The sequence below is a fragment of the Sporichthya sp. genome (assembly GCF_013815995.1).
In the GTDB taxonomy this organism is placed as follows: Bacteria; Actinomycetota; Actinomycetes; order Sporichthyales; family Sporichthyaceae; genus Sporichthya.
The window spans coordinates 1-21,697 of sequence record NZ_JACDFE010000046.1 but is presented as its reverse complement, the minus strand read 5'-3'; the positions used below and the strand labels follow the sequence as shown (position 1 = coordinate 21,697).

Genomic DNA, 21,697 nt, shown 5'->3' with positions numbered 1-21,697 from the left:
CCTACCGGGCCGCGCTGGCCGGGGCCGGTCTGGCCGGGGTCACCGTGCCGACCGAGTACGGCGGCCGGGGGCTGTCGATCGCGCACGACACCGCGGTCGCGCTGGCCGCGCGCGGGATGCACACCTTCGAGGACGTCTGCGGTATCGGCACCGGGATGTGCGTGCCGGTTCTGCTCACCCTCGGCGCCGAGGAGCAGAAGCGCGCCTACATCGGCCCGCTGCTGCGTGGCGAGCAGATCTGGTGCCAGCTTTTCAGCGAGCCCGGCGCCGGCTCCGACGTCGCCGCGCTGCGCACGAAGGCCGTGCGCGACGGTTCCGGTCCAGCTGCCGAGTGGGTGCTGACCGGGCAGAAGGTCTGGACCACCTACGCGCACCACGCCGACTACGGGCTGGTGCTCGCCCGCACCGACCCGGACGTCCCGAAGCACAAGGGGATTTCCATGTTCGTGCTGGACATGAAGGCGGCGGGGATCAGCGCCCGGCCGCTGCGTCAGATGACCGGCGACGCGGAGTTCAACGAGGTGTTCCTCGACGAGGTGCGGGTGCCCGCCGATGCCCTGATCGGTGAACTGAACGGCGGCTGGAGGGCCGCGCTGGTGATGCTGATGAACGAGCGCGTGCAGATCGGCCGCGACCCGCTCTCGATGAGCCCGCCGGTGAACTTCACGATGCTGCGCGAGCTGATCAATGACCGTGGCCTCGGCGAGGACACCACCGCGCGGGCCAGGCTCGCCGAGGTGTTCGTGCTCGAGCGTGGCCTGCAGTTGCTCGGCCACAAGGTCGCCTCGACCCTGAAGCCGGGTCAGGACCCCGGTCCGTTCGCCTCGCTGTCCAAAATGGGCGCGGCGCACCTGGCCCGATTCACTACCCAGGCCGCGTTCGACCTCGGGGGTGCACCCGCGGCGGCGTGGGCCGGTGATGACGCCGGCGCCGGCGTGTGGGCCTACTCGATGCTGGCCGCACCCGCGCTGGGCATCGCCGGTGGCACCGACCAGATCCAGCGGTCGATCGTCGCCGAACGCGTGCTCGGACTGCCTAAAAGCTGACCAGATCCAGCACAGTGACATCGTCGCCGAACGCGTGCTCGGACTGCCTAAAAGCTGACCAGATCCAGCAGGCGCCGATCAGGTGTCGCCGAAACCGCCGCTCTTCAGCCACACGTGGGTGGCGTTGACGAGCATGCCGAAGTACTCCCCGAGGATCGGGAAGTGCGACCCGTTGGGAATTCCGGACGCGGTCACCTCGGGGCTGCTGAGGTAACGGGGCGCCGTCAGATCGGGGGCAGGAGCCGGGTACACCGCGTCGTCCCGGCCGAAGACCAGCATCACCGGCACGTTGATCTCGGCCAGATGAGCGGTGTCGGCGCCGATCCCGGCGAGCACCGACTGGATCTGGCCGCACGGGTCGGGGCTCGATGCGGGCACCGCCGCACGCACCTCCGGCGTCGCGTCGTGGAAGTAGAAGGTGTCGCGCGAGTTCTTGGCGAAGGTGGCGTAGTTCGGCGGAGCGCCCGCATCGCCGCCGGCTGAACACCGGGAGTACGCGTCGAAGACCTCCTGGGCGGCATACGGGCTGGCGGCGAAGTCACCGAAACCCTGGTTGACCACACCATCGACGTTGTGGAACGTGAACGCCGTGATGTTCGCGACCATCGCGCCGACCGAGGAGCCGCCGAGGTTGACCCGGCTGTGGGGTCTGGCCTGGCCGCCACGGACGGTGTAGTTGCCGGAGCGCAGGGCATCGACCATCTGACCGGCCACGTCCGCCTCGGAGCCGAAGCAGGTGGCGAGGCCATCCGGCTTGTCGCTGCTGCCGTAGCCGAGCCGGTCCACCGCGACCGAGACGTGGCCGAGGGAGGCCAGCGACCGCACGAAGTTGTGGCCGGGGACGTCCAGGTTGAAGTAGTCGGAGGTCCAGGTGACCGCGTGCAGCCACAGGGTGGCGGTCCCGCCGGCCGCGATCGCCTCCTTCGGGCCGACCATCACGCCGTTGACGGTGTAGTCCTTGCCGTCGCTCACGCAGGGCACGCCGGTGCGGTTGGTGTTCTTGACCGCGAAGCTGATCGGCAGTTCGACGATGTCGACCGGGGGTGCCGCGACGGCCGGCACAGCCATCAGACCGGCGGTGATGACGCCGGCCAGGGCGCCGGACAGCAGGGTGCGGACACGCATTGCCCGATCCTGCGTGCTCTTGCCAGCTGATCGCAATGGTCGACCTTCTGCGGTACTCGGCCTGAGCGCGGCTGAGGGCGGAAATGGAACGACCTGCATGTCGTTGCCGATCGCGAACGGGAGGGACTTGATCTCACCGCAGGGGTCCTGCTGCATCGGTAGTCCTTGCCGTCGCTCTGGCAAGCGACGCCGGTGCTGTTGGTGTTCTTCACCTTGAAGCTGTCGGCAGTTGCACCACGTTCGAGCCGGTGGTCGCAGCGGAGGCCGGGGTGGTGAACGTGCTCGCTATGACGATGCCGGCGAAGACGCCGGACATCAGGGATCGGGTCCGCATAGGGCACTTCGGTGGGGGGCGGCGACCGTTCCGGGGGCGTGCGCACAGTCGCCGCGGACAAGTCTCTGTGAATTTCTCAGAGACCGCAATCTCAGAATTAGTGGGTATTTGTAAAGGACTTTCGGGTTTGCCCCGCTCGGACAGCAGGGCTGGACGGTCTGTCCGGACAACAGGTATAACTAAGCATCGGCCGCCGACCCCAGGGAGCCACCGCATGGACCGCACCGTCGACGTCATCGTGGCCGGATCCGGGCACAACGGGCTGATCTCCGCCGCGTATCTCGCCAAGGCGGGTCTGAAGGTCCAGGTCCTGGAGGCCTACAGGACCTCCGGCGGCATGACCTCCACGACCGAGGTCGAGGAATGCCCCGGCTACATGGTCAACGACGCCTCGATCCAGCCGTCGCTGTTCCGGACGACGACGATCATGAAGGACCTCCAACTGGAGGAGAAGTACGGCCTGAAGATGCGGGTCATCGACCCGGTCCACCTGCAGCTCAACTACGACCACACGTCCCTGGGTCTGTGGCGCGACGCGCAGAAGACGGCCGATGAGCTGGCCTACTTCTCCAAGAAGGACGCGGCCGCGCTCAAGGATCTCTACACCGTCATCCACGCCGCGGTCGAGATCGGCATCCCGATGATGCAGACCAGCCCGGTCCGGCCGGATCCGAAGGCGATTCTGGAGATGGCCAAGCAGTCGCTCAAGCACCGCTCCGAGCTGCTCGCGGTCGGCCGCTGGATGCGGGCCACCGAGATCGAGGTCCTCGACGAGAACTTCGAGAGCGACCCGCTCAAGGCGTGTGTGCTGATCGGCCTGCCCTTCATGGCCTACGACTCGGACTTCTCCGGCTGGTCCCTGATCTACCTCGGGATCATCACCAAGTACGGCGTCGCGATGTTCGAGGGCGGCACCGGCCAGTTGCCGCGGGCACTGATCGACCTCATCACCGACCACGGCGGCAGCATCCGCTGCAATGCCGAGGTCGAGCAGATGGTGATGCGCAACGGCCGTGTCGTCGGTGTGCGGCTGAAGAACGGCGAGGAGATCTACGCCCGCCGCGGAGTACTCACCGCGTTCAGTCCCAAGCGGGTCCTGCGCGACCTGCTGCCCGCCGGCACGCTGCCGCCGCACCTGGCCAACCGGGTCGCCAACATCCCGACGCGCTCGCGCGGCTTCGCGGACATGAAGCTCGACGTCCTGACCAAGGGTCAGATCCGGATGGACAAGATCAAGGCCAAGCGTAAGGACGACCTCGACCCCCGCCTCTCCGCGAACGGCTACCACAACTACGAGCAGGTCAAGGCCGCGCAGCTCGCGTGCAAGCGCGGCGAGATGCCCGAGCACATCCCCGGCCTGATGCAGGTCGCCACCGCGCTGCCCTCGAACGCGCACTTCGCGCCGCCGGGCTGTGACTCGCTCTGGTTCTGGTCCGGGCTGACGCCGAACGACCCGGCCATGGGCTGGGAGGCGGCCAAGAAGCAGGCGGCCGAAACGATCATCTCCCAGAGCGATCACTACTACGAGGGCATCGAAGAGCTGCAGGTCTACAGCCGGGTCCGGATGCTGCCCGACATCGAGGAGCGCTTCTTCGCGATGGACGGGTCGGTCTACCACACCGACCCGGTCATCACCCGGTTCGGACCGAACAAGCCGGCCGTTGGCTTCGCCGGGTACTCGACGCCGATCCCGGGGCTGTTCCTCACCGGGTCCGGCACCCACCCGGTCGCCGGCATCAGCGGCATGCCCGGCCAGAACGCGGCGCGCACCATGCTCAAGGTGTTCAAGCGCGAGGACCGCAAGACCAAGGGCGCGGCCGCGGTCGAGGAGGCCCGGTTCTGGGAGGGCGTCGAGACGTCCGACACCTACACGGGGAAGCCGGAGTCGGGCGAGGTCAAGGCCTAGTCCTGGCCTAGTCCTCGTGGGTCCCGCCATGAATCCCAAAGCGAAGCTCGCGCTCCGGGCTGCGGTTGTCGGTGCGCTCAGCGTCGCGGAGATGGGTCCGCCGCCCGGTGCCGACGGGGCGCAACTCGCCAAGGATCTGCTTGCGGTCTACCAGGGCTGGGTGGAGTCGATCACCGCGCGGCGGACTGCGGCGGTGTGGCAGGTGTTGCCGCTGCTGCTGCGCCGGCCCGTGATCACCTCAGCGCTCCTTCAGGACGCCACCGGACTCTCGCAGCCTGCGGCGGACAACGTCATTGCCGGACTTCGCGAGGCCGGAGTCCTTACCAAGGCGGTAGGCGCCCAGCGCTACGTCGTCTGGGTTGCCGGCGACGTCACCCAGGCCGTCGACGACTTCGCCGGCCGAGCGCAGCGGCAGCGCTAGAGACAGTTTTGTACGGTTGGGGCCTGGCCCCGAGGGGACACCTCCGGCCTGATCGGTCCGGCCCGGGTGTGGTTCGATCCTTGCTACCAGCGAGTAGAAGCGAGGAGCCCGTGGCCCTGTCGACCCGGTTCACCGAGACCTTCGGGGTGCAGCACCCCATCGTGTGCGGCGGTATGACCCGCGTCGGCACTCCCGAGCTCATCGCGGCCGTCGCGAACGCCGGGGCCCTCGGCTTCATGCCGGCGCACAACTACCCGGCCCCCGAGGACCTGGTCAAGGAGATCGCGAAGATCCGGGACCTGACCGACCAGCCCTTCGGCGTGAACTTCACGATCCTGCCCTCGCGCAACCCACCGCCGTGGGAGGAGCTCATGCGCGCGACGGTGGAGAGCGGCGTCACCGCCGTGGAGACGGCCGGGCAGAACCCCGAGCCCTACCTGCCGATCTTCCAGGGCGCCGGCGCCAAGGTGCTGCACAAGTGCACCAGCGTCCGGCACTCCCTCAAGGCCGAGCGGATCGGCGTCGACGCGGTCAGCATCGACGGCTTCGAGGCCGCCGGGCACCCGGGTGAGGACGACACCCCCGGGCTGGTGGTGATCCCGGCGCTGGCCGACAAGATCGGCATCCCCTTCATCGCCTCCGGCGGTTTCGCCGACGGCCGCGGTCTCGCCGCCGCGCTCTCCCTCGGCGCCTCGGGCATCTCCATGGGCACCCGGTTCATGTGCACGGTCGAGGCGCCGATCCACCAGAACGTCAAGAACCAGATCGTCGCCAACGACGAGCGCTCGACGAACCTGATCTTCCGTCAGCTGCGCAACACCGGGCGCTACGCCAAGAACGGCGTGACCGACGAGATCGTCCGCATCCTGAATGAGGGCGGGACCTTCGAGGACGTCGCCCACCTCGCGTCAGGCGACCAGGGTGCGATCGTGCTGCAGACCGGCGACCTGGAGGCCGGGGTGTGGTGCGCGGGCCAGACCCAGGGCCTGATCTTCGACATCCCGACCGTCGCCGTGGTCATCGACCGGATCGTCGCCGAGGCCGAGACCGCGATCGACCGGATGGTTGCGCTGCGGCGCTGATGCGGCGCTGATGCGGCGCTGAGCGAGGCGCTGGGCCCTTGTTGACCACGTAACCTTAAGCCTCTAGATTAGCGGTCATGGACGAGGTCTCCATCGACCGCGAGCGACGGATTCGTCGAGCGCTCGATCACCTGCGCAACAACACCACCGACCAGATGGAAGCTCCAAGCACCTTCGTGGCCGCGGAGCACACCGACGCCGGCCTGGCCGAGCGCGAGCGCGACCTGATCTTCGGGCGGGTGCCGACCATCGTCTGCCACGGCTCGGAGATCCCGCAGCCCTACGACTTCGTGACCCAGCAGCTGCCGCGCAACAAGGTCATCGTCGCGCGCCAGCCGGACGGCAGCGTCAAGACCTTCGTGAACCTCTGCCGGCACCGCGGCGCGCTGCTGGAGGAGGACGCGAGCTACACCGGCTGCGGCCGGGCCCGCCTGTTCTCCTGCCCGTACCACCGCTGGTCGTACAACATCGACGGCACGCTGCGCACGATCACCCGGGCCAGCACGTTCGGTGAGGTCGACAAGTCGCAGTACGGCCTGGTCGAGCTCCCCACCGAGGAACGCCACGGCCTCGTGTGGGTCGTGGACGCGGCCGACGCCACCATCGACGTCGCGACCTGGCTGGGCCCGGACATGGACTCGATCCTGGCCGGCTACGGCCTGGCCGATCTGGTGAACGCGCGGGCCGAGGGCTTCGACGAGCCCGTCAACTGGAAGGTCATGCAGGACGCCTTCCTGGACGGGTACCACATCGCCTACGCACACCCGAACACCGCGGCCAAGATCATCCACACCAACCTGATGGCCTTCGAGGACTTCGGCCGGCACTGCCGGTTCGTCGCCCCGCGCAAGACGATCGACAAGTGGCTCGACGTCGACCCGCCCGAGGGCGAGAGTCTGGTCCCGTACGTGACGGAGACTCAGTTCCTCGGTCCGTGCCACACCCTGCTCAAGCAGCCCGACCACTACCAGTTGCTCACCTTCCGCCCGGACCCGGTGCACACGGACCGGTCGTGGATGGAGATGCGCCTGATGGTCACGCCCCAGGAGCGCTCGGGGATGACGCCGGAGCGGTGGACCAAGCTCTGGGACAAGAACTGGGAGATCCTGCTCGCGGTCCTGCACCAGGAGGACTTCCCCCTGCTGCGCGCCTCGCAGACCGGAATGGCCAGCCGCGACGCCGGCTCGATGGTGTTCGGCCGCAATGAGGTCGCCAACCAGGTGTTCCACCGCGAGATGCGCCGGTTGCTGGCCGCCCCCGACCACGAGGTCAGCCCGCCGCTGCCGGCGATCTCGGCCGGTGTGACGGCCACCCCGGCCACCGCCACCCCGGCCACCTCCTGATTCACCGTCAGGTATTGCGTTGATCACCGTCGAGTTTCGCGCCGAGCTCGGCCCCGAGGAGCGGGCCGAGCTCGACGAGATGATCGCCGAGGCGGCGGCCTACGACGCCGAGGCCGGCTTCTCCACGGTCGAGCCCGCCGGTGGTGCGGAACGCGATGCGGATGGTGGCTCCGAGGTATTCCAGGCCGTTGCCCGGCTCAACCCCGGCATGCACGGCTCACCGGACACCCCGCTGGTCGCCTTCCTGCGTCTGGACGTGGACCGGGCCGGGGGTGCGGTCGCGCAACTGCTGGTGCACCGGGATTACCGGTCCCTCGGCATCGGCACGCTGATGCTCGAACTGCTCTCCGAACGCGACGGCGACGGCTGGGCCGGCACCGGTGCGGTCAGCATCAGCGGCTGGGCCCGCGGGGGCCACCCGGCCGCCGAGCGGATGGCCCGCCGCCTCGGCGCCCAGGTCGAGCGCAGCACGTTCAAGCTGATGCGCGGCGATGAGGTGCGGCTGGTCGAGGCCGCTGACGAGGCGTCAGTTCTCATGGCCCGTTCCGAAGGATTCGTGCACGAGCACACCGACGTCTGCTACGTCTGGCGGATCCAGGTCCCGCAGGCGCCGGCCGCTCCCTGAGGGGCAGCTCCCTAAGGGGCTCTGACTCCGGCGTTGTCCAGCGCGCCCTGCAGCATCGCCCGGACCACCTGGGAGAACAGCTGCTCCGTGGTGGGCCAGGGGTTGGCGTCCACGGCGGCGGCGAGCGCGGCGTCGGTCGAGCGGTCGAGGGCGGCGAACGGAGCGTCCCGTTTCTCCGGGGTCTTGGTCGCGGTGATCAACGCGGCCCCGACGGTCAGCGTCTCCAGCCCGTCCAGAATCAGCGCGTGCACCTCGACCGGGACGCCGGCCTCGGCGAGCAGTCGGGCGGCGTTGTCATAGAGCGCGGAGAGGGAGTCGCGGGGGAGGAACTCCAGCAGGATCGGCGCGACGTTGGGGTGGCGCAGAATCGTCCGGCGGAAGTTCACCGCCTGCTCGACGAACCAGTCCATCCAGTGGGCCGGGTCGCGATCCTTCGGGAACGGGGTCTCGCGGACCACCAGGCGGGCAACCTCGGCCATGATGTCGGCCCGGTCGGCGAAGTGGTGGTACAGCGAGGGCGCCCGCACGCCGAACTCCCGGGCCAGCCGCGGCGTGCTGCAGGCCGACAGCCCTTCGGCATCGATGATCCGCAGTGCTGCGGCGATCACGGATTCGCGCGTCAGCAGCGGCGACGAGGGGCGGGGCATGGCAGGAAGTATGCCCTAATCGCTGAAGGTTTCTAGTGGTGAGTACCGGGTCCGGAGCGCCGTTTCCGCAGGTCGGAGGCCTTGGAGCGAATAACCTATAGTGATAAGGTTTACGCAGCCCGAACGAAGGATGCTGCGACGATGCACCGCTACCTGAACTTCATCGACGGCGACTGGCGCGACAGTTCCGCCCCGCGCCTCGACGTCGACAACCCCTCCACCGGCGAGGTCACCGCGACCCTGCCCGACGGGCTGTACGCCTACACCAAGACCAAGAGCCTCTACACCGCGCTGGACACGAATCTCGATGCGCGGCCGTACTCCGCCGTGGGAGGGGAGTGGGAATGACCGGGCGACCACGAGTCCGTCCGGAGTGCAGCGCAAAACTGTCCCGAGCAGGCCGTGATCGTAGAAGAGGTATACCGATGACCACGCTGGAGAACGAGCCGGTCAAGACCGCCGAGTCGCCCGAGATTCAGACCGACTTCGACATCCACGACCCCGCGGGTGTCGAGACCCTCTTCGACGACTACGCCGAGCTGCGGTCGAAGTGCCCCGTCGCGCACTCCACCAAGTGGGGCGGGCACTGGGTGATGACGCGCTACGACGACATCTCTGAGGCCATGCGTACTCCGGAGCTCTTCTCGAGTGAGTGCGTGAACATCCCGCCGACCATCGGCCAGGACGGCCCGATGATCCCGCTGGAGATCGACCCGCCGGACCACACCACCTACCGGCAGATCATGACTCCGCTGTTCTCCCCGACCCGTATGCGCAAGCTGGAGCCGGAGATCCGCGAGATCGTCCTGGAACTCCTCGACTCCATCGGCGACGCCACCGAGATCGATTTCGTTGCCGCGTTCGCCAAGGAACTTCCGACCCGCGTGTTCCTCAAGCTGATGGGCTGGTCCGAGGGCGACGCCGAACGCCTCAACGACTGGACCGACCGCATCGTGCTCGGTCTGCCCGGGGCGTCCGAGGAGGACAACACCGCGTTCCGCATGGAGGCGGCGCTCGAGGTCTACGCCTACTTCGCGGAGCTGATCGACGAGCGGTTCGAGCAGCGCGAGACCGACGGTCCCCGCGAGGTCGACCGCGACATCGACGACATCACCGACGTGCTGGTCAACAGCAAGTTCGGCGACCGCGACCTCACCCAGTTCGAGATGCTCAACATCCTGTTCCTGATGATGATCGGCGGCCTGCACACCGTGCAGGGCCAGCTCGCCCACAGCTGGATCCACTTCGCGCAGCACCCCGACAAGCGCAAGGAACTCGTCGAGAACCCGGAGATCATCCCCGCCGCGGTCGAGGAGATGCTGCGCTACGAGTCGGCGGTCGCCGGTGCGCGCGTGGTCCAGGAAGACGTCGTCGTGGGCGGTGTCCTGCTCAAGGCCGGGGACCGGGTGCTGATTCCGCTGGCCGCGGCGAACCGCGACCCGGAGAAGTTCGACCGGCCGGATGAGATCGACTTCGCCCGTGAGCCCAACCCGCACGTCGCCTTCGGCGGCGGTCGGCACCGTTGCCTCGGCTCGCACCTCGCGCGCATCGAACTCACCATCGCTTTCTCCGAATGGCACAAGCGGTTCCCGGACTACCGGCTCAACCCCGAAGCGCCCTACAAGAAGCACCTCAGCCAGGTCCGCGGCGTGGAGAAGCTGCCCCTGCTGCTGAACCAGTCCCTCTGAGCAACCCTCGAACGCTGCCTACCTACGGAGACACCACATGACCGCCAAGCTCGGCTCCCTCGACTTTTACCAGGCGATGGCCGACCAGTTGAACAACGACCCGGAGTGGGCGGAGAAGGGCAAGAACCTCACCTACGACATGGTCTACAACTACGAGGCCCCGATCGAGGGCTCGTTCTTCTGCCACTTCGAGTCCGGCAAGGTCACCGAGTGCCGGAACGCGAGCCCGGCCGACGCCGAGGCCGCGGACTTCGTGATCAGCGGCAGCTCCGACACCTGGGGCGGCATCTTCAAGAAGGAGATCAACCCGACCGTCGCGCTGACGCGGGGTCAGCTCCGCGTTCGCGGCAAGATGTCGCAGCTGCTGAAGAACATGGCTGCCTTCCAGTACGTCATCGTCGCCATGACCCGGGTGGACTTCGAGTAGTGGCGCGGCAGCGGTTCGGTCTCGAGGGCCCCTCGCACACCGGGCACGACGTCGGTCACTGGGACGGGCTGAAAGCTGGCGAGCTGCGGATCCAGCGCTGCGGGGCGTGCGCGGAGTGGATCTGGGTCGCGCAGCCGCTCTGCCCGTCCTGCCACGCCTTCGACCCGGGCTGGGAAGCCGTCGAGCCCGACGGTGTCGTCTATGCCTGGACGCGGACGTGGCGGGCGTTCCATCCGAGCGCCGAGGTGCCGTACACGACGGTGCTCGTTGAGCTGCCGCAGGCGGGCAATAAGCGCGTTCTCGGTCTGTACACCGGCGCGGACGATCCGGTGATCGGGTCAAGGGTCCGCGGGGAGTTCGAGTCCGCCCCGGACGAGAACAGCTGGCCGCTCATCCGCTGGAGCGCGGTATGAACCTGCGCGGAGCCGCCGCCGTGGTCGGCGTCGGGCAGACCGTCTACTACCAGCGGAACACCGCGCCGCGCAGCACGCGAGGGCTGGTGGCCGAAGCACTGATCGATGCCGCGCGCGACGCCGGCATCGACGTCCGCCAGATCGACGGCTTCGCCTCCTGGGGCGACGACCCGACCGAGGGCACGCACATGGCCACCGCGCTCGGCGTCCACGAGCTGCGCTGGTCTTCCCTCGCCTGGGGCGGGGGCGGCGGCGGCCAGGTGCCCGCGATCCTGCAGGCGGCGGCCGCCATCGCGACCGGCCAAGCGACCTGCGTCGCGGTCTACCGGGGGATGAACCAGGCCGAGGAAGGCCGGATGCCCTACGCCAAGGGGCACTTCGACACCCAGTACTCCGCGCACGGAATTCTGACGCCCGTTCAGGTCTGTGCCATGCGCACCCAGCGGATGCTGGAGATCGACAAGGTCCCCGCGTCGACGCTGGAGGCGCTCGCGTTGGCGGGCTACCACCACGCGCAGAGCAATCCGCGCGCCGTCGCCTACGGAAAGCCGCTCGATGCCGAGGCCTACCGCGCCTCACGCATGATCTCCGAGCCGCTGCGCCGCCACGACTGCTCGCGTGAGAACGACGGCGCCGGGGCGATCCTGCTGATGGCCGCGGACCGCGCGAAGGACACCCGCGGCAAGCCGGCCTACCTCCTCGGTGGGGTGCAGGGCTTCGTCGCCGGCTGGGGCGAGCTCACCGAGAATCAGGACCCGTACACCTCGAACGGCCTGGCTCCGGCGATGGTGGAGCGGCTCTGGGCGCAGTCCGGCGTCACCGTCGACGACGTCGACGTCACCCAGGTCTACGAGAACTTCACCGGCCCCGCGGTGGCCGCGCTGATCGACATCGGCCTGGTGCCGGCCGGTCCCGCGGCCGGCGAGGTGATGACCCTGGAGAACCTGACGGTGGAGAAGGGCCGCCTGCCGATGAACACCGCCGGCGGCAATCTGGCCGACGGGTTTGTGCACGGCATCGGCGTCGTCCTGGAAGCGGCCCGCCAGATCCGCGGCGACTCCCCGAACCCGGTGCCGAACGCGAAGGTCTCGCTGCTGCTCGGCGGCCCCATGGCCCCCCAGGTCGGCGCCGTCCTCTTCGGCTCCGAGGACGCACTCGCCTGAGCCCTAATGTCAGCGAACGCGGTCGCCATAGCGACCGCTCTCGCTGACGCTACGAGGGTCGCGCTCATCCGCGCAGCGACGGGACGAGGTAGGCGAACATCCAGTCGCGGATGCCGTCGTCGTCGAGGCCGAAGCCGGCGCCGGTGGACACGAGAGCGAACTGGTTGAACATGATCCACTGGACCATCTGGTCGACGGAGCGGTCGGTTCGGAGTCCGTGCTGCTCCTGGGCCTCGGTGAGCAGCGGGGTCCAGAACTCGGTGATGATCTCCAGCACCCGCGCGGACTCCAGGAACATCGGCACCAGCTGGGCGAAGTCCGCGTCGACGAGCAGGCGCACGTAGGGGTTCGCGCGCGACTCCGAGACGGTCAGGTACGCCGCGTGCCCGATGCGATCGAGGCCCTTGCCGCGTACCCGCCGCCGGGTCGAGTCGAGGATGTCCTGCACCTGCCGGGCGACCACCTCGAGGATCAGGTCGTCCTTGCTGGCGAAGTAGTAGTAGACGGTCGGCCGCGAGACGCCGAGCGCTCCCGCGACGTCGTCCATGGACGTCGCCTTGATGCCGCGGGCCTCGAAGCAGGCGAGCGCGGCGTCGTGTATCCGCTTGCGGGGATCGGTGCCAAGCGCCGACTTCGGCCCACGCTTGCGCGCGGTCGCGGCGCCTTCCCCCATGAACCGGAGTCTAAGGGGGCTGGTCAGCGGAATGGTCAAGTGGTAAACATTGACAATAAATATGAAACGTCAGAGAAGCAACAGCGGTACGGAACGGTTCCGTACATCTCGGCAGGTCAGCGGCATGCGGGTCGCCCCTTGCAAGCGTTCGCTCGCTAGATCTACGTTCGGACGCGAAGTCCAGACAGTGTATCTAGGTGTTGACGAAGCTCACAAAGCACTTTAGGCTAAAGCCTATAGGTTTCACCGGCGTTGCTGCGGCGCTGTTCCGGCTCGGGTTCATCCGACCGGGCGCACCGCGGCCAGGCGGAAGGGTCACCAGGTGACGATCACGTCGAGGGCCGCAGTCCTCTTCGAGGCTCCGGGCGATTGGGAGATCGTCGAGCTCGAGGTCGACGAGCCCCGTGAGCACGAGGTGCTCGTCCGGTACGTCACCGCCGGCCTGTGTCACTCCGACGACCACGTCGCCAAGGGCGATGTCCCGATGGCGCACCTGCCGCTGTGTGGCGGTCACGAGGGCGCGGGCATCGTCGAGGCGGTCGGCCCGGGCGTACGCAATCTGCAGGTCGGCGACCACATCGTCGCCGCGTTCATCCCGAGCTGCGGCAGTTGCCGCTGGTGCGCGACCGGGATGCAGAACCTCTGCGACAACGGCGCCTTCATGATGATGGGCACCCAGCTCGACGGCACGTTCCGCATGCACCACCAGGGTCAGGACGTCGCGCAGACCTCGCTGGTCTCCACCTTCTCCGAATACTCCGTGCTCCCCGAGTGGGGCGCGATCAAGATCGACAAGGACGTTCCGCTGCAGGCCGCCGCGCTGGTCGGCTGCGGCGTCCCGACCGGCTGGGGCTCCGCGGTCAACGCCGCGCAGGTGCGCCCGGGCGACGTCGTGATCGTGATGGGCACGGGCGGCATCGGCATGAACGCCGTCCAGGGCGCGAAGCACGCCGGGGCGTCGCGGATCATCGCCGTCGACACCGCCGAGTTCAAGCGCACCAGCGCGCTCAAGCTCGGCGCCACCGATGCCTGCACCACGATGAACGAGGCCACCGACCTGGCGCAGTCCCTGACGAACGGTCAGGGCGCCGACTCCGCGATCGTCACGGTCGGCATCGCCGAGGGACAGCACGTCGCGCAGGCCTTCGCCTCCATCCGCAAGGCGGGCACCGTCGTGCTCACCGCGATGGCGAACATCGACTCCAACGAGATCCCGATCAACCTGTTCGAGCTCGCCATGTTCCAGAAGCGGATCCAGGGCGCGCTGTTCGGCATGATGTCGCCGGCCGCCGCGATTCCGTACTTCCTGAACCTGTACCAGAACGGCAACCTCCTGCTCGACGAGCTGGCCACCAAGCGGTATTCGCTGGAAGAGATCAACACCGGCTACGCCGACATGCACGCCGGCACCAACATCCGCGGTGTGGTGGATTTCTGATGGCAGCCACTCTCGCGTCGGCGCTGCGCTGGTGGGCGCGAACCCGCGGCGAGGACGCGGCAATCGTCCTGGAGGACGAGACCCTGTCCTTCCGGGCGCTGCAGGACTGGAGCTCCCGCGTCGGCGCGGACCTCGCCGCCCGCGGGGTGCAGCCCGGTGACCGGGTGGGCGTCCTCGGCGGCAACTCCCTCGAGTGGGCGGCCGGCGCGCTCGGGGTGCTCAAGGCCGGCGGCGTCGTCGTGCCGCTCAACCCCCGGCTCGTCGGGCCTGAACTGCACAAGATCCTGACCGCCGCCGGCGCCTCCCTGGTGATCCACGAGCCCGCTTTCGAGCCGGTGCTCAAGGAGGTCGTCGCGATGGGGGCCAACGTCGAGACCCTCGGTCTCGAAGCGGTGGCCGATCTGCGTGAGGGCGAGAGCAACGACTTCGTCGTCGAGGTCGACCCCGAGGCCCCCGCCATGGTGATCTTCACCAGCGGCACCACCGGCCTGTCCAAGGGCGTCATCTGCACCAACCGCCAGCTGCTGTCGATCGCGTTCGAGGCCAGCCTCACCGAGGAGGGCATGCGCCCGGGCGGCCGCACGCTGCTGGTGCTCCCGTTCGCCTTCACCCCCGGCCTGGTCTGGGGGCTCTCGCTCTCCGCAATTCTCGGCACCACGCTGGTCGTGGAGAAGTCGCTGGACCCGGCCCGCGCCGTCAGCCTGATCGAGCAGCACCGGATCGGCGCGCTGTTCGGCGTCCCGCTGATCTTCGGCGCCATCGCCTCGGCCCCGAACTTCGCCGACGCCGACCTCTCGTCGCTGACCTCCGCCTTCACCGGCGGTGCCCCGGTGCCGGTCCCGATGCTCCAGGCCTGGGCGGCCAAGGGCGTGAAGCTGCGTCAGATCTACGGCATGACCGAGGCCGGCGGCGTCGCCACCGCCACCCTGGTCAAGGACGCCGCCGACCACCCGGACACCTGCGGCACCGGCTCGGTGTTCACGGAGTTCCGCGTGGTCCGTCCCGACGGCACCGACGTCGACCCGGGCGAGAACGGCGAGATCATCCTGCGCGGCCCCGGCATGACGCCCGGGTACTGGGACGACGCCGAGACGACCGCCCAGGCCATCCAGGACGGCTGGATCCGCAGCGGCGACCTCGGCACCACCTCCGCCGACGGCCGACTGAAGTTCGTCGACCGGGTCAAGGACCTGATCATCACCGGCGGTATCAACATCTCGCCGGTCGAGATCGAGCAGGTCATCGCCGCGATCCCCGGCGTCTCCGAGGTGGCCGTGATCCGGGCGCCGGATGAGAAGTTCGGCGAGACCCCGGCCGCGATCCTGGTCGCCGACCCTTCGGTGACCGTCGAGGCGGTCGTCGAACGTTGCAATGCGGAGTTGTCCAGTTACAAGGTGCCGCGTTATGTGGTGCTCCGCGCTGAGCCGCTGCCCAAACTGCCCAACGGCAAGCTCGCCAAGGTCGCGATTCGCGAGGAGTACCGCGACGTTGTAACGAATCACCCCAAGGTCCGTTAAAAGTGACGGGCCACAGCCCTCTGCTTTGTGCTGCAGGAGTACAGACGTGCTCGACAGGTTCGGCAGTCCGGAAAGGGACGCTCATGAGTGGTAGGCACAAGCGGGCCAGCCTCGCCGCCAGTCGGCGCCGGGTTGCGGCGACGGCGGTCGTCACCGTGCTCACCCCCGTGGCCGGCACGCTCGGCGTCGGGGCCGCGTTCGCGGCGGACGACCCGATGGCTCCGGCCAGCACCCAGGCGGACTTCGGCAGTGGCACCTTCCGGGGCCAGGCCGCCGCGGACGGGATCCGAGCCACGATCGCGGTCAAGGACTACCTGATCGTCGAGGACTTCATCGACGGCGGTGGCCCGACGGCGCAGGCCGGTCTGGACAGCCTGGGCGAGAGCACCGCGTTCTCCTCGCTGCCCTACCCGGGCGCGACCGGGGTCGCCTTCCCCGGCCTGGTTTCGACTCTGTCCGGCAAGTCGGTGCCGTCCTACCCGTTCTACGTCTCGAGCCAGAACCCCTCGAACCCTGAGGTGACGGTTCGTCAGCCCGGCTACCTGATGCACGCGAAGTCCGGATCTGACCGCTCCGAGGCCCAGACCGAGGCCGGCGCCGCCACCACCGGCGGCGAGGAGTTCGGCAGCTTCTCCAACGCCTCCGTGGAGTTCCTCGGTGGCACGGTCACCTCGCTCGGCGAGGCCCGCACCCGCCTTGCGGTCGGCGCCTTCCAACTCAACGGAGCCTTCTCCCGCGCGGTGGTCTCGGTCGCCCCCGGGGGCAAGGTCACCAAGACCTCCTCGTTCGAGGCCTCCACGTTCCGCCTCGGCACCTTGGTCATCGGGGTCACCGACAAGGGCCTGATCGCCGGCCCGCAGGGGGCCCCGCTCGACCCGGCCCGCCAGGTCAGCCAGGCGATCACCGAGACCGGCGTGACGGTGAAGTTCCTGCCCGCGGTCGAGACCGCGGACTCGATCCTGTCCTCCGGGCTGGAGATCAGCATGGAGCGCGCGATCCCGAACGTGGGCAGCGCCCGGGGCGTGGTCAGTTACATCGTCGGGCGCACCTTCGCGCAGGCCGACGCGGCCGGATTCACCGCCGGGGCCGGGACCGGCACCCCGGCCGTGGGTACCGACACCGCGGTCGCACCTGGTGCGGCCCTGCCGGCGACGGGCGTCGACGCGGCCGCGATTCCCGGTGTGGTCGCCCCGGGCAGTGCGCTGGGGGTCACGCCCGGCGCCGCCTCGGTGCCGACGGTCAACATCGCCAACGCCTCCGCGGCGCTCACGCCCAATCTGACCGAGATCTCGTTCTACCCGATCCTCGCCGCGATCGTCCCGATCCTGCTGCTCGCCGCCGTCGGCGCGCGCCGCTTTGTCTAAGCCAACACCGCGTTTAGCCCACACAGTGTCTAAGCCAACACCGCGTCTGAGTTAGAGGTCCTGACATGGAATTCGTGAAGTGGTGCCGTCTGCAGTGGGACCGCGCGCTGGCCGTCGCCGCAATTCTCGCCGGCGTGCTGCTCGTCGTGCTCGGTTGGATCGGCGTTTCTGACACCCCGTTCATCGCCAAGCAGGTGCCGTATGTCGTGTCCTACGGCATCGGCGGTCTGGTGCTGGTGATCGTCGGCGCGACGCTGTGGCTGTCGGCGGACATGAACGACGAGTGGCGCACCCTGGACCGCCTCGAGGCGGCCGGGATTGAATCCGGCGCCGCCGCCGTCGACCGGGCGGAGATCGCCGCCCTGGCGCAGCGTGTGCGTGAACTGGAGTCCCGCACCGAACTGACGCGCACGCACTGATGGCCTCTCACGTCGAGCGCCGGCGCCCCGGTGCGCCCCCGAGCCTGATTGCTGCCGCGATCCCCGGCGCGGTCGGCGTGTTGCTGGTCGTCCTGGGCTGGGTGTCGGTCAGTGGTGAACCCGCCTTCGACGACCAGACGGTCGGGCTGAATCTGGCCATCCTCGGTGCCCTCGTGGTCTTCGCCGGGTGCGGCTTCTACCTCTACGTGTTCCGCACGAAGCTCGCGCGCCGGATGAAGGCGCTGCGCGCCCGGACCCTCGGGGAGGAGGACCTCTGATGGATGTCTGGCTGCCCTTCATCGTCGTCGGCATCACCGCGGGCGCCGTTTACGGCCTGGCCGGTGTCGGTCTGGTGCTGACCTACCGCACCAGCGGGGTGTTCAACTTCGCGCACGGTGCGCTCGCGACTGCCGGTGCGTACCTGTTCTTCGAGCTCTGGGTGAAGAACGACGTCCCCTGGTTCCTGGCCGCCGTCATCTCGGTCCTGATCGTCGGGGTGCTCTTCGGGTTCGTCCTGGAACGGGTGGCGAGGCGCCTGGCCAAGGCCGCGCCGTCGGTCATCGTGGTGGCCACCGTCGGTCTGCTGCTGATCATCCAGGGCATCACCTCGAAGCGTTACGGCGCCGAGACCATCACCATCGACAGCTTCCTGCCGACGGAGACCTTCGAGGTCAGCGTCAACGTCGGCTACAACCAGTTGATCATCGTGCTCGTCGGCATCGTGATCGCCGTCGGTCTGGGTCTGCTGCTCTCGCGCACCCGGATCGGCATCGCGATGCGCGGGGTGGTCGACGACTCGGACCTGATGGAGCTCACCGGCCTCGATGGCGCCGCCGTGCGCCGGCTGGCCTGGATGATCGGCGGCTCGGTCGCGGTCATCTCCGGCATCCTGCTGGCCCCGATCGTGGGTCTGGACCCGATCCGCCTGACGTACCTGGTCGTGCAGGCCTTCGGTGCCGCCGCCATCGGACGGTTCCGCTCCCTGCCGTGGACGTTCGTCGGTGGCCTGATCATCGGCGTCGTCGCCGCGATCGGGCAGAAGCTGGAGTCCGAGCACACCTCGCTGGCCGGCCTGCCGTCCTCGGTGCCCTTCTTCGCGCTGTTCGGTGTCCTGCTCCTGGTCGGCAAGCGCGGCCTGCCCACGGCGGCCCCGGTCCGGCGTCAGCAGCCCGAGCACTTCGCGCCGCTGCCGCTGCCGATCCGGGCCGGGGCCGGGATCGCGCTCGGCGTCGTGGTGATCTTCCTGCCGAACCTGGTCGACGCCCGCCTCGCGGTCTATACCAGCGCGTGCGGGCTGGCGATCATGTTCCTCTCGCTGTCCCTGCTGGTGAAGATGTCCGCGCAGGTCTCGCTGTGTCACGCCGCGTTCGTCGCGGTGGGGGCGGTGGCTTTCAGCCGGCTCTCGACCGAGGCGAACCTGCCGTGGTTCCTCGCCCTGCTGGGCGCGGGCCTGATCACGGTGCCGCTCGGCCTGATCGTGGCGCTGCCCGCGGTCCGCCTCGCGGGCATCTACCTGGCCTTGGCCACCTTCGCCTTCGGCCTGCTGATGGAAAACCTGATCTACCGCAAGAGCTTCATGTTCCCCCAAGGCGGCACCCGGGACGCCCCGCGCCCGGACATCCCCGGGGTCGGACTGGCGAATGACAAGCAGTACTTCTACGTCGCCGTCGCCATCCTCGCCGCGGTCATCGTTCTGGTCCTGATCCTGCAGCGCTCGCGGCTGGGCCGGCTGCTGCGGGCGCTCGCGGACTCCCCGCTCGCGCTGTCCACCTACGGCACCGGCACCACCACCACCCTGATGCTGCTCTTCGCGATCTCCGCGTTCTTCGCCGGTATCGCCGGTGGCGTCATCGCGGTCGGCAACGGCGCCGCCGGTCCGGGTGGCCTGGGTTCGTTGCAGTCCCTGCTCTGGGTCGCGGTCATCGCGATCACCGGGATGAACCTGGTCCGGTCCTCGATCCTGGCCGCGCTCGCCCTGGTCGTGCTGCCGTCCTACCTGGCCGACCTCGACGCGGACTACCAGGCCATCGGCTTCGGGGTGCTGGCCATCCTCGCCTCCCTGATCACCGCGTCCGGGTTCGACCCGGTGACCTGGATCAAGGACAACCTGGCCGGGTCCTCCCGGGTCGGCACCAAGGGCCCGATCCCGCAGCGTGGGGCGGACGCGGGCTGGCGACGCGCCAGCTCGAGCCGCAAGGCCCCCGCTCCGGCGCGCGAAGAAGCACCCGAGCTCGCGATGTCCGGAGGCGACCGATGACTGCGAGAACTACGGCACGCGCGGAAAGTGCGGGTCTGCACATCGAGAACCTGGTGGTGCGCTTCGGTGGTGTCACTGCCGTCAATCACCTGACCATGCACGCCCCGATCGGTTCGGTGACCGGTCTGATCGGCCCGAACGGCGCCGGGAAGACCACGACGTTCAACGCGTGCTCGGGAGCGAACTCACCGTCCGAGGGCAAGATCACCTTCGACGGTCACGACCTCTCGGGCGCCCCGGCCTCGGCCCGGGCCAAGTTCGGGATCGGGCGCACCTTCCAGCGGATCGAGCTCTACGACAGCCTCACCGTTGCGGAGAACGTGGCCCTCGGGCGCGAGGCGCGTCTGGCCGGTGTCTCCCCGATCACCCAGCTGATCCCCCGTCGCGGAGAGCGGGCCGCGATCGCGAAGGCGACCGAGGAGGCGATGGCGCAGTGCGGCATCACCGAGGTCGCCAAGGCCCGCGCCGGGCGGCTGTCCACCGGTCAGCGGCGCCTGGTCGAGCTGGCCCGCGCGCTGGCCGGTGACTTCCGCCTGCTGCTGCTGGACGAGCCGTCCTCCGGTCTGGACGCCACCGAGAGCGATGCGTTCACCACGCTGCTCAAGTCCGTCGTGGCCGAGCTCGGTATCGGGATCCTCATCGTCGAGCACGACATGACGGTCATCAGCGGGCTGTGCGACTACGCCTACGTCCTGGACTTCGGCCAGCTCCTCTTCGAGGGCCTGCCGAACGACGTCCTCACCTCCGACCTAGTCCGCAAGGCCTACCTGGGCACCGAGGACCTCGGCATCCACGCGCCAGACGACGAGATCGTGGAGGCCAACGCATGAGCAGCGCAGATGTTCGGCTGATCCTGGAACTGCGGGGCGTCACCTCCGGCTACGGCGAGAAGACCGTCGTGCGCAACCTATCGCTGACCCTGCCCGCAGGTGGGTCGCTGGCGGTGCTCGGCCCGAACGGCGCCGGCAAGACCACCTTCCTCAAGACCTGCTCGGGACTGCTTAAGGCAACCTCGGGCCAGGTTCTGATCGATGGTCAGGACGTCACCCGCAAGTCCACGCACGACCGCGTCAAGGCCGGGCTGTGCCACATCCCGGACCCGCGCGGGATCTTCCCGAGCCTGACGGTCAAGGAGAATCTGATCCTGCAGGCTCCGCGCGGCGGGGCGTCCGCCGCGATCGAGAAGGCCGCAGCGGCGTTCCCGCGCCTCGGCCAGCGCCTGACCCAGACCGCCGGGACCATGAGCGGTGGCGAGCAGCAGATGCTCGCGGTCGCCCGGTCCTACATCCAGAACCCGAAGGTCGTCCTGCTCGACGAGGTCTCGATGGGGCTGGCGCCCAACCTCGTCGACGAGATCTTCACCTTCCTCGCCACGCTGAAGGACACCGGCGTGGCCCTGATCGTGGTCGAACAGTTCGTTCACCGTGCCCTGGCGCTGTCGGACTCCGTGGTCGTGATCGCCCGCGGAACGATCCGGCTCTCCGGTCGTTCCGATGAATTCGGCGAGGACGAGATCTTCGACGCCTACGCCGGCACCGCCCCCCAAGGAGCCTCTGCCCATGTCTAGGAGCGTGCCCGTGTTTAGCCGAACCCATCGCGCGAGAGGCACGGCCCTGATCGCCGGGACCGCCGCCGTCGCCGTGCTGCTGACCGGGTGCGGGGGTACCCGGGAGAGCGACGAGGCCATCGAGGCCGCCGCCGGCATCGGGCAGATCGTGACCGTCCCGCAGGCTGATGCCGCCACCGGCGCCCTTCCGGTCGACCCCGGTACCGGTGCGGTCGCGACCGACACCGGCGCCCTCCCGGCGG

General features: G+C 68.8%; 22 protein-coding genes and 1 pseudogene. 20 read left to right on the top strand and 3 right to left on the bottom strand.

Going from position 1 to position 21,697, the window contains the following annotated elements:
* A partial coding sequence (locus H0X00_RS07665; protein ID WP_293768692.1) for an acyl-CoA dehydrogenase family protein occupies nt 1-1,046 on the top strand: 1,046 nt, incomplete at its 5' end.
* A 78-nt stretch (nt 1,047-1,124) separates the two neighbouring features.
* Here the strand turns inward: H0X00_RS07665 and H0X00_RS07660 are convergent.
* Nucleotides 1,125-2,171: an alpha/beta hydrolase gene (locus H0X00_RS07660; RefSeq protein ID WP_293768690.1), complete on the bottom strand. Its 1,047-nt coding sequence runs from the start codon at nt 2,169-2,171 to the stop codon at nt 1,125-1,127.
* Nucleotides 2,172-2,719: 548 nt separating this feature from the next.
* Here H0X00_RS07660 and H0X00_RS07655 point away from each other — a divergent pair.
* The 5 genes from H0X00_RS07655 to H0X00_RS07635 all read left to right on the top strand — a co-directional run bounded on the left by H0X00_RS07655 (nt 2,720) and on the right by H0X00_RS07635 (nt 7,882).
* Nucleotides 2,720-4,411, top strand: coding sequence for an NAD(P)/FAD-dependent oxidoreductase (locus tag H0X00_RS07655; RefSeq protein WP_293768688.1), 1,692 nt, complete (start codon nt 2,720-2,722; stop codon nt 4,409-4,411).
* Nucleotides 4,412-4,439: 28 nt separating this feature from the next.
* Complete coding sequence (locus H0X00_RS07650) at nt 4,440-4,832, top strand: hypothetical protein (protein ID WP_293768686.1); 393 nt, start codon at nt 4,440-4,442, stop codon at nt 4,830-4,832.
* A 110-nt stretch (nt 4,833-4,942) separates the two neighbouring features.
* Complete coding sequence (locus H0X00_RS07645; RefSeq protein WP_293768684.1) at nt 4,943-5,914, top strand: nitronate monooxygenase; 972 nt, start codon at nt 4,943-4,945, stop codon at nt 5,912-5,914.
* A gap of 77 nt (nt 5,915-5,991) precedes the next feature.
* Nucleotides 5,992-7,257 (top strand): SRPBCC family protein, encoded by a 1,266-nt coding sequence (locus H0X00_RS07640; protein WP_293768682.1) that lies wholly within the window; start codon nt 5,992-5,994, stop codon nt 7,255-7,257.
* A 19-nt stretch (nt 7,258-7,276) separates the two neighbouring features.
* A complete protein-coding gene (locus H0X00_RS07635) occupies nt 7,277-7,882 on the top strand; it encodes a hypothetical protein (protein WP_293768680.1) in 606 nt (201 codons plus the stop codon).
* 11 nt (nt 7,883-7,893) lie between these two features.
* Here H0X00_RS07635 and H0X00_RS07630 read toward each other — a convergent pair whose 3' ends face one another.
* On the bottom strand, nt 7,894-8,529 hold the full coding sequence (locus H0X00_RS07630) for a TetR family transcriptional regulator (protein ID WP_293768678.1): 636 nt from the start codon (nt 8,527-8,529) through the stop codon (nt 7,894-7,896).
* 141 nt (nt 8,530-8,670) lie between these two features.
* Between H0X00_RS07630 and H0X00_RS07625 the strand changes: the two genes are divergently transcribed.
* The 5 genes from H0X00_RS07625 (at nt 8,671) to H0X00_RS07605 (ending at nt 12,220) form a co-directional block, all read left to right on the top strand.
* Nucleotides 8,671-8,877, top strand: a complete 207-nt coding sequence (locus H0X00_RS07625; protein ID WP_293768676.1) for a hypothetical protein — start codon at nt 8,671-8,673, stop codon at nt 8,875-8,877.
* A 77-nt stretch (nt 8,878-8,954) separates the two neighbouring features.
* A complete protein-coding gene (locus H0X00_RS07620; RefSeq protein ID WP_293768674.1) occupies nt 8,955-10,217 on the top strand; it encodes a cytochrome P450 in 1,263 nt (420 codons plus the stop codon).
* 37 nt (nt 10,218-10,254) lie between these two features.
* The gene (locus tag H0X00_RS07615; protein ID WP_293768672.1) at nt 10,255-10,644 is read left to right on the top strand and encodes an SCP2 sterol-binding domain-containing protein; all 390 of its coding nucleotides are present in this window, start codon (nt 10,255-10,257) and stop codon (nt 10,642-10,644) included.
* Nucleotides 10,644-11,057: a zinc ribbon domain-containing protein gene (locus H0X00_RS07610; protein ID WP_293768670.1), complete on the top strand. Its 414-nt coding sequence runs from the start codon at nt 10,644-10,646 to the stop codon at nt 11,055-11,057. The genes H0X00_RS07615 and H0X00_RS07610 overlap by 1 nt, the downstream gene beginning before the upstream one ends.
* Complete coding sequence (locus tag H0X00_RS07605) at nt 11,054-12,220, top strand: transporter (protein WP_293768668.1); 1,167 nt, start codon at nt 11,054-11,056, stop codon at nt 12,218-12,220. The genes H0X00_RS07610 and H0X00_RS07605 overlap by 4 nt, the downstream gene beginning before the upstream one ends.
* A 64-nt stretch (nt 12,221-12,284) precedes the next feature.
* On the opposite strand, the gene H0X00_RS07600 is transcribed toward H0X00_RS07605, so the two are convergent.
* Nucleotides 12,285-12,893, bottom strand: coding sequence for a TetR/AcrR family transcriptional regulator (locus H0X00_RS07600; RefSeq protein WP_293768666.1), 609 nt, complete (start codon nt 12,891-12,893; stop codon nt 12,285-12,287).
* A 328-nt stretch (nt 12,894-13,221) separates the two neighbouring features.
* Between H0X00_RS07600 and H0X00_RS07595 the strand changes: the two genes are divergently transcribed.
* From H0X00_RS07595 to H0X00_RS07555, 9 genes and pseudogenes are all read left to right on the top strand, one after another.
* Nucleotides 13,222-14,331, top strand: coding sequence for an NDMA-dependent alcohol dehydrogenase (locus H0X00_RS07595; RefSeq protein ID WP_367186486.1), 1,110 nt, complete (start codon nt 13,222-13,224; stop codon nt 14,329-14,331).
* On the top strand, nt 14,331-15,848 hold the full coding sequence (locus H0X00_RS07590) for a class I adenylate-forming enzyme family protein (protein WP_293768662.1): 1,518 nt from the start codon (nt 14,331-14,333) through the stop codon (nt 15,846-15,848). The genes H0X00_RS07595 and H0X00_RS07590 overlap by 1 nt, the downstream gene beginning before the upstream one ends.
* Nucleotides 15,849-15,931: 83 nt before the next feature.
* Nucleotides 15,932-17,212, top strand: a complete 1,281-nt coding sequence (locus tag H0X00_RS07585; RefSeq protein ID WP_293768660.1) for a hypothetical protein — start codon at nt 15,932-15,934, stop codon at nt 17,210-17,212.
* Nucleotides 17,213-17,277: 65 nt separating this feature from the next.
* On the top strand, nt 17,278-17,631 hold the full coding sequence (locus H0X00_RS07580) for a hypothetical protein (RefSeq protein ID WP_293768658.1): 354 nt from the start codon (nt 17,278-17,280) through the stop codon (nt 17,629-17,631).
* Entirely contained in the window at nt 17,631-17,909 is a 279-nt protein-coding gene (locus tag H0X00_RS07575; protein WP_293768656.1) for a hypothetical protein, read from the top strand. The genes H0X00_RS07580 and H0X00_RS07575 overlap by 1 nt, the downstream gene beginning before the upstream one ends.
* A complete protein-coding gene (locus H0X00_RS07570) occupies nt 17,909-19,888 on the top strand; it encodes an ABC transporter permease (protein WP_293768654.1) in 1,980 nt (659 codons plus the stop codon). The genes H0X00_RS07575 and H0X00_RS07570 overlap by 1 nt, the downstream gene beginning before the upstream one ends.
* The gene (locus H0X00_RS07565; RefSeq protein ID WP_293768652.1) at nt 19,885-20,718 is read left to right on the top strand and encodes an ABC transporter ATP-binding protein; all 834 of its coding nucleotides are present in this window, start codon (nt 19,885-19,887) and stop codon (nt 20,716-20,718) included. The genes H0X00_RS07570 and H0X00_RS07565 overlap by 4 nt, the downstream gene beginning before the upstream one ends.
* Nucleotides 20,715-21,455 (top strand): ABC transporter ATP-binding protein, encoded by a 741-nt coding sequence (locus tag H0X00_RS07560; protein WP_293768650.1) that lies wholly within the window; start codon nt 20,715-20,717, stop codon nt 21,453-21,455. Before H0X00_RS07565 ends, H0X00_RS07560 begins: the two co-directional genes overlap by 4 nt.
* A gap of 10 nt (nt 21,456-21,465) precedes the next feature.
* A pseudogene (locus H0X00_RS07555) lies at nt 21,466-21,697 on the top strand (hypothetical protein); the annotation flags it as partial.

Coding starts and splice junctions, on each gene's coding strand:
- H0X00_RS07660 (WP_293768690.1), bottom strand. CDS start 2,171: ATGCGTGTCCGCACCCTGCTGTCCGGCGCCCTGGCCGGCGTCATCACC.
- H0X00_RS07655 (WP_293768688.1), top strand. CDS start 2,720: ATGGACCGCACCGTCGACGTCATCGTGGCCGGATCCGGGCACAACGGG.
- H0X00_RS07650 (WP_293768686.1), top strand. CDS start 4,440: ATGAATCCCAAAGCGAAGCTCGCGCTCCGGGCTGCGGTTGTCGGTGCG.
- H0X00_RS07640 (WP_293768682.1), top strand. CDS start 5,992: ATGGACGAGGTCTCCATCGACCGCGAGCGACGGATTCGTCGAGCGCTC.
- H0X00_RS07630 (WP_293768678.1), bottom strand. CDS start 8,529: ATGCCCCGCCCCTCGTCGCCGCTGCTGACGCGCGAATCCGTGATCGCC.
- H0X00_RS07625 (WP_293768676.1), top strand. CDS start 8,671: ATGCACCGCTACCTGAACTTCATCGACGGCGACTGGCGCGACAGTTCC.
- H0X00_RS07620 (WP_293768674.1), top strand. CDS start 8,955: ATGACCACGCTGGAGAACGAGCCGGTCAAGACCGCCGAGTCGCCCGAG.
- H0X00_RS07615 (WP_293768672.1), top strand. CDS start 10,255: ATGACCGCCAAGCTCGGCTCCCTCGACTTTTACCAGGCGATGGCCGAC.
- H0X00_RS07605 (WP_293768668.1), top strand. CDS start 11,054: ATGAACCTGCGCGGAGCCGCCGCCGTGGTCGGCGTCGGGCAGACCGTC.
- H0X00_RS07600 (WP_293768666.1), bottom strand. CDS start 12,893: ATGGGGGAAGGCGCCGCGACCGCGCGCAAGCGTGGGCCGAAGTCGGCG.
- H0X00_RS07590 (WP_293768662.1), top strand. CDS start 14,331: ATGGCAGCCACTCTCGCGTCGGCGCTGCGCTGGTGGGCGCGAACCCGC.
- H0X00_RS07585 (WP_293768660.1), top strand. CDS start 15,932: ATGAGTGGTAGGCACAAGCGGGCCAGCCTCGCCGCCAGTCGGCGCCGG.
- H0X00_RS07580 (WP_293768658.1), top strand. CDS start 17,278: ATGGAATTCGTGAAGTGGTGCCGTCTGCAGTGGGACCGCGCGCTGGCC.
- H0X00_RS07575 (WP_293768656.1), top strand. CDS start 17,631: ATGGCCTCTCACGTCGAGCGCCGGCGCCCCGGTGCGCCCCCGAGCCTG.
- H0X00_RS07570 (WP_293768654.1), top strand. CDS start 17,909: ATGGATGTCTGGCTGCCCTTCATCGTCGTCGGCATCACCGCGGGCGCC.
- H0X00_RS07565 (WP_293768652.1), top strand. CDS start 19,885: ATGACTGCGAGAACTACGGCACGCGCGGAAAGTGCGGGTCTGCACATC.
- H0X00_RS07560 (WP_293768650.1), top strand. CDS start 20,715: ATGAGCAGCGCAGATGTTCGGCTGATCCTGGAACTGCGGGGCGTCACC.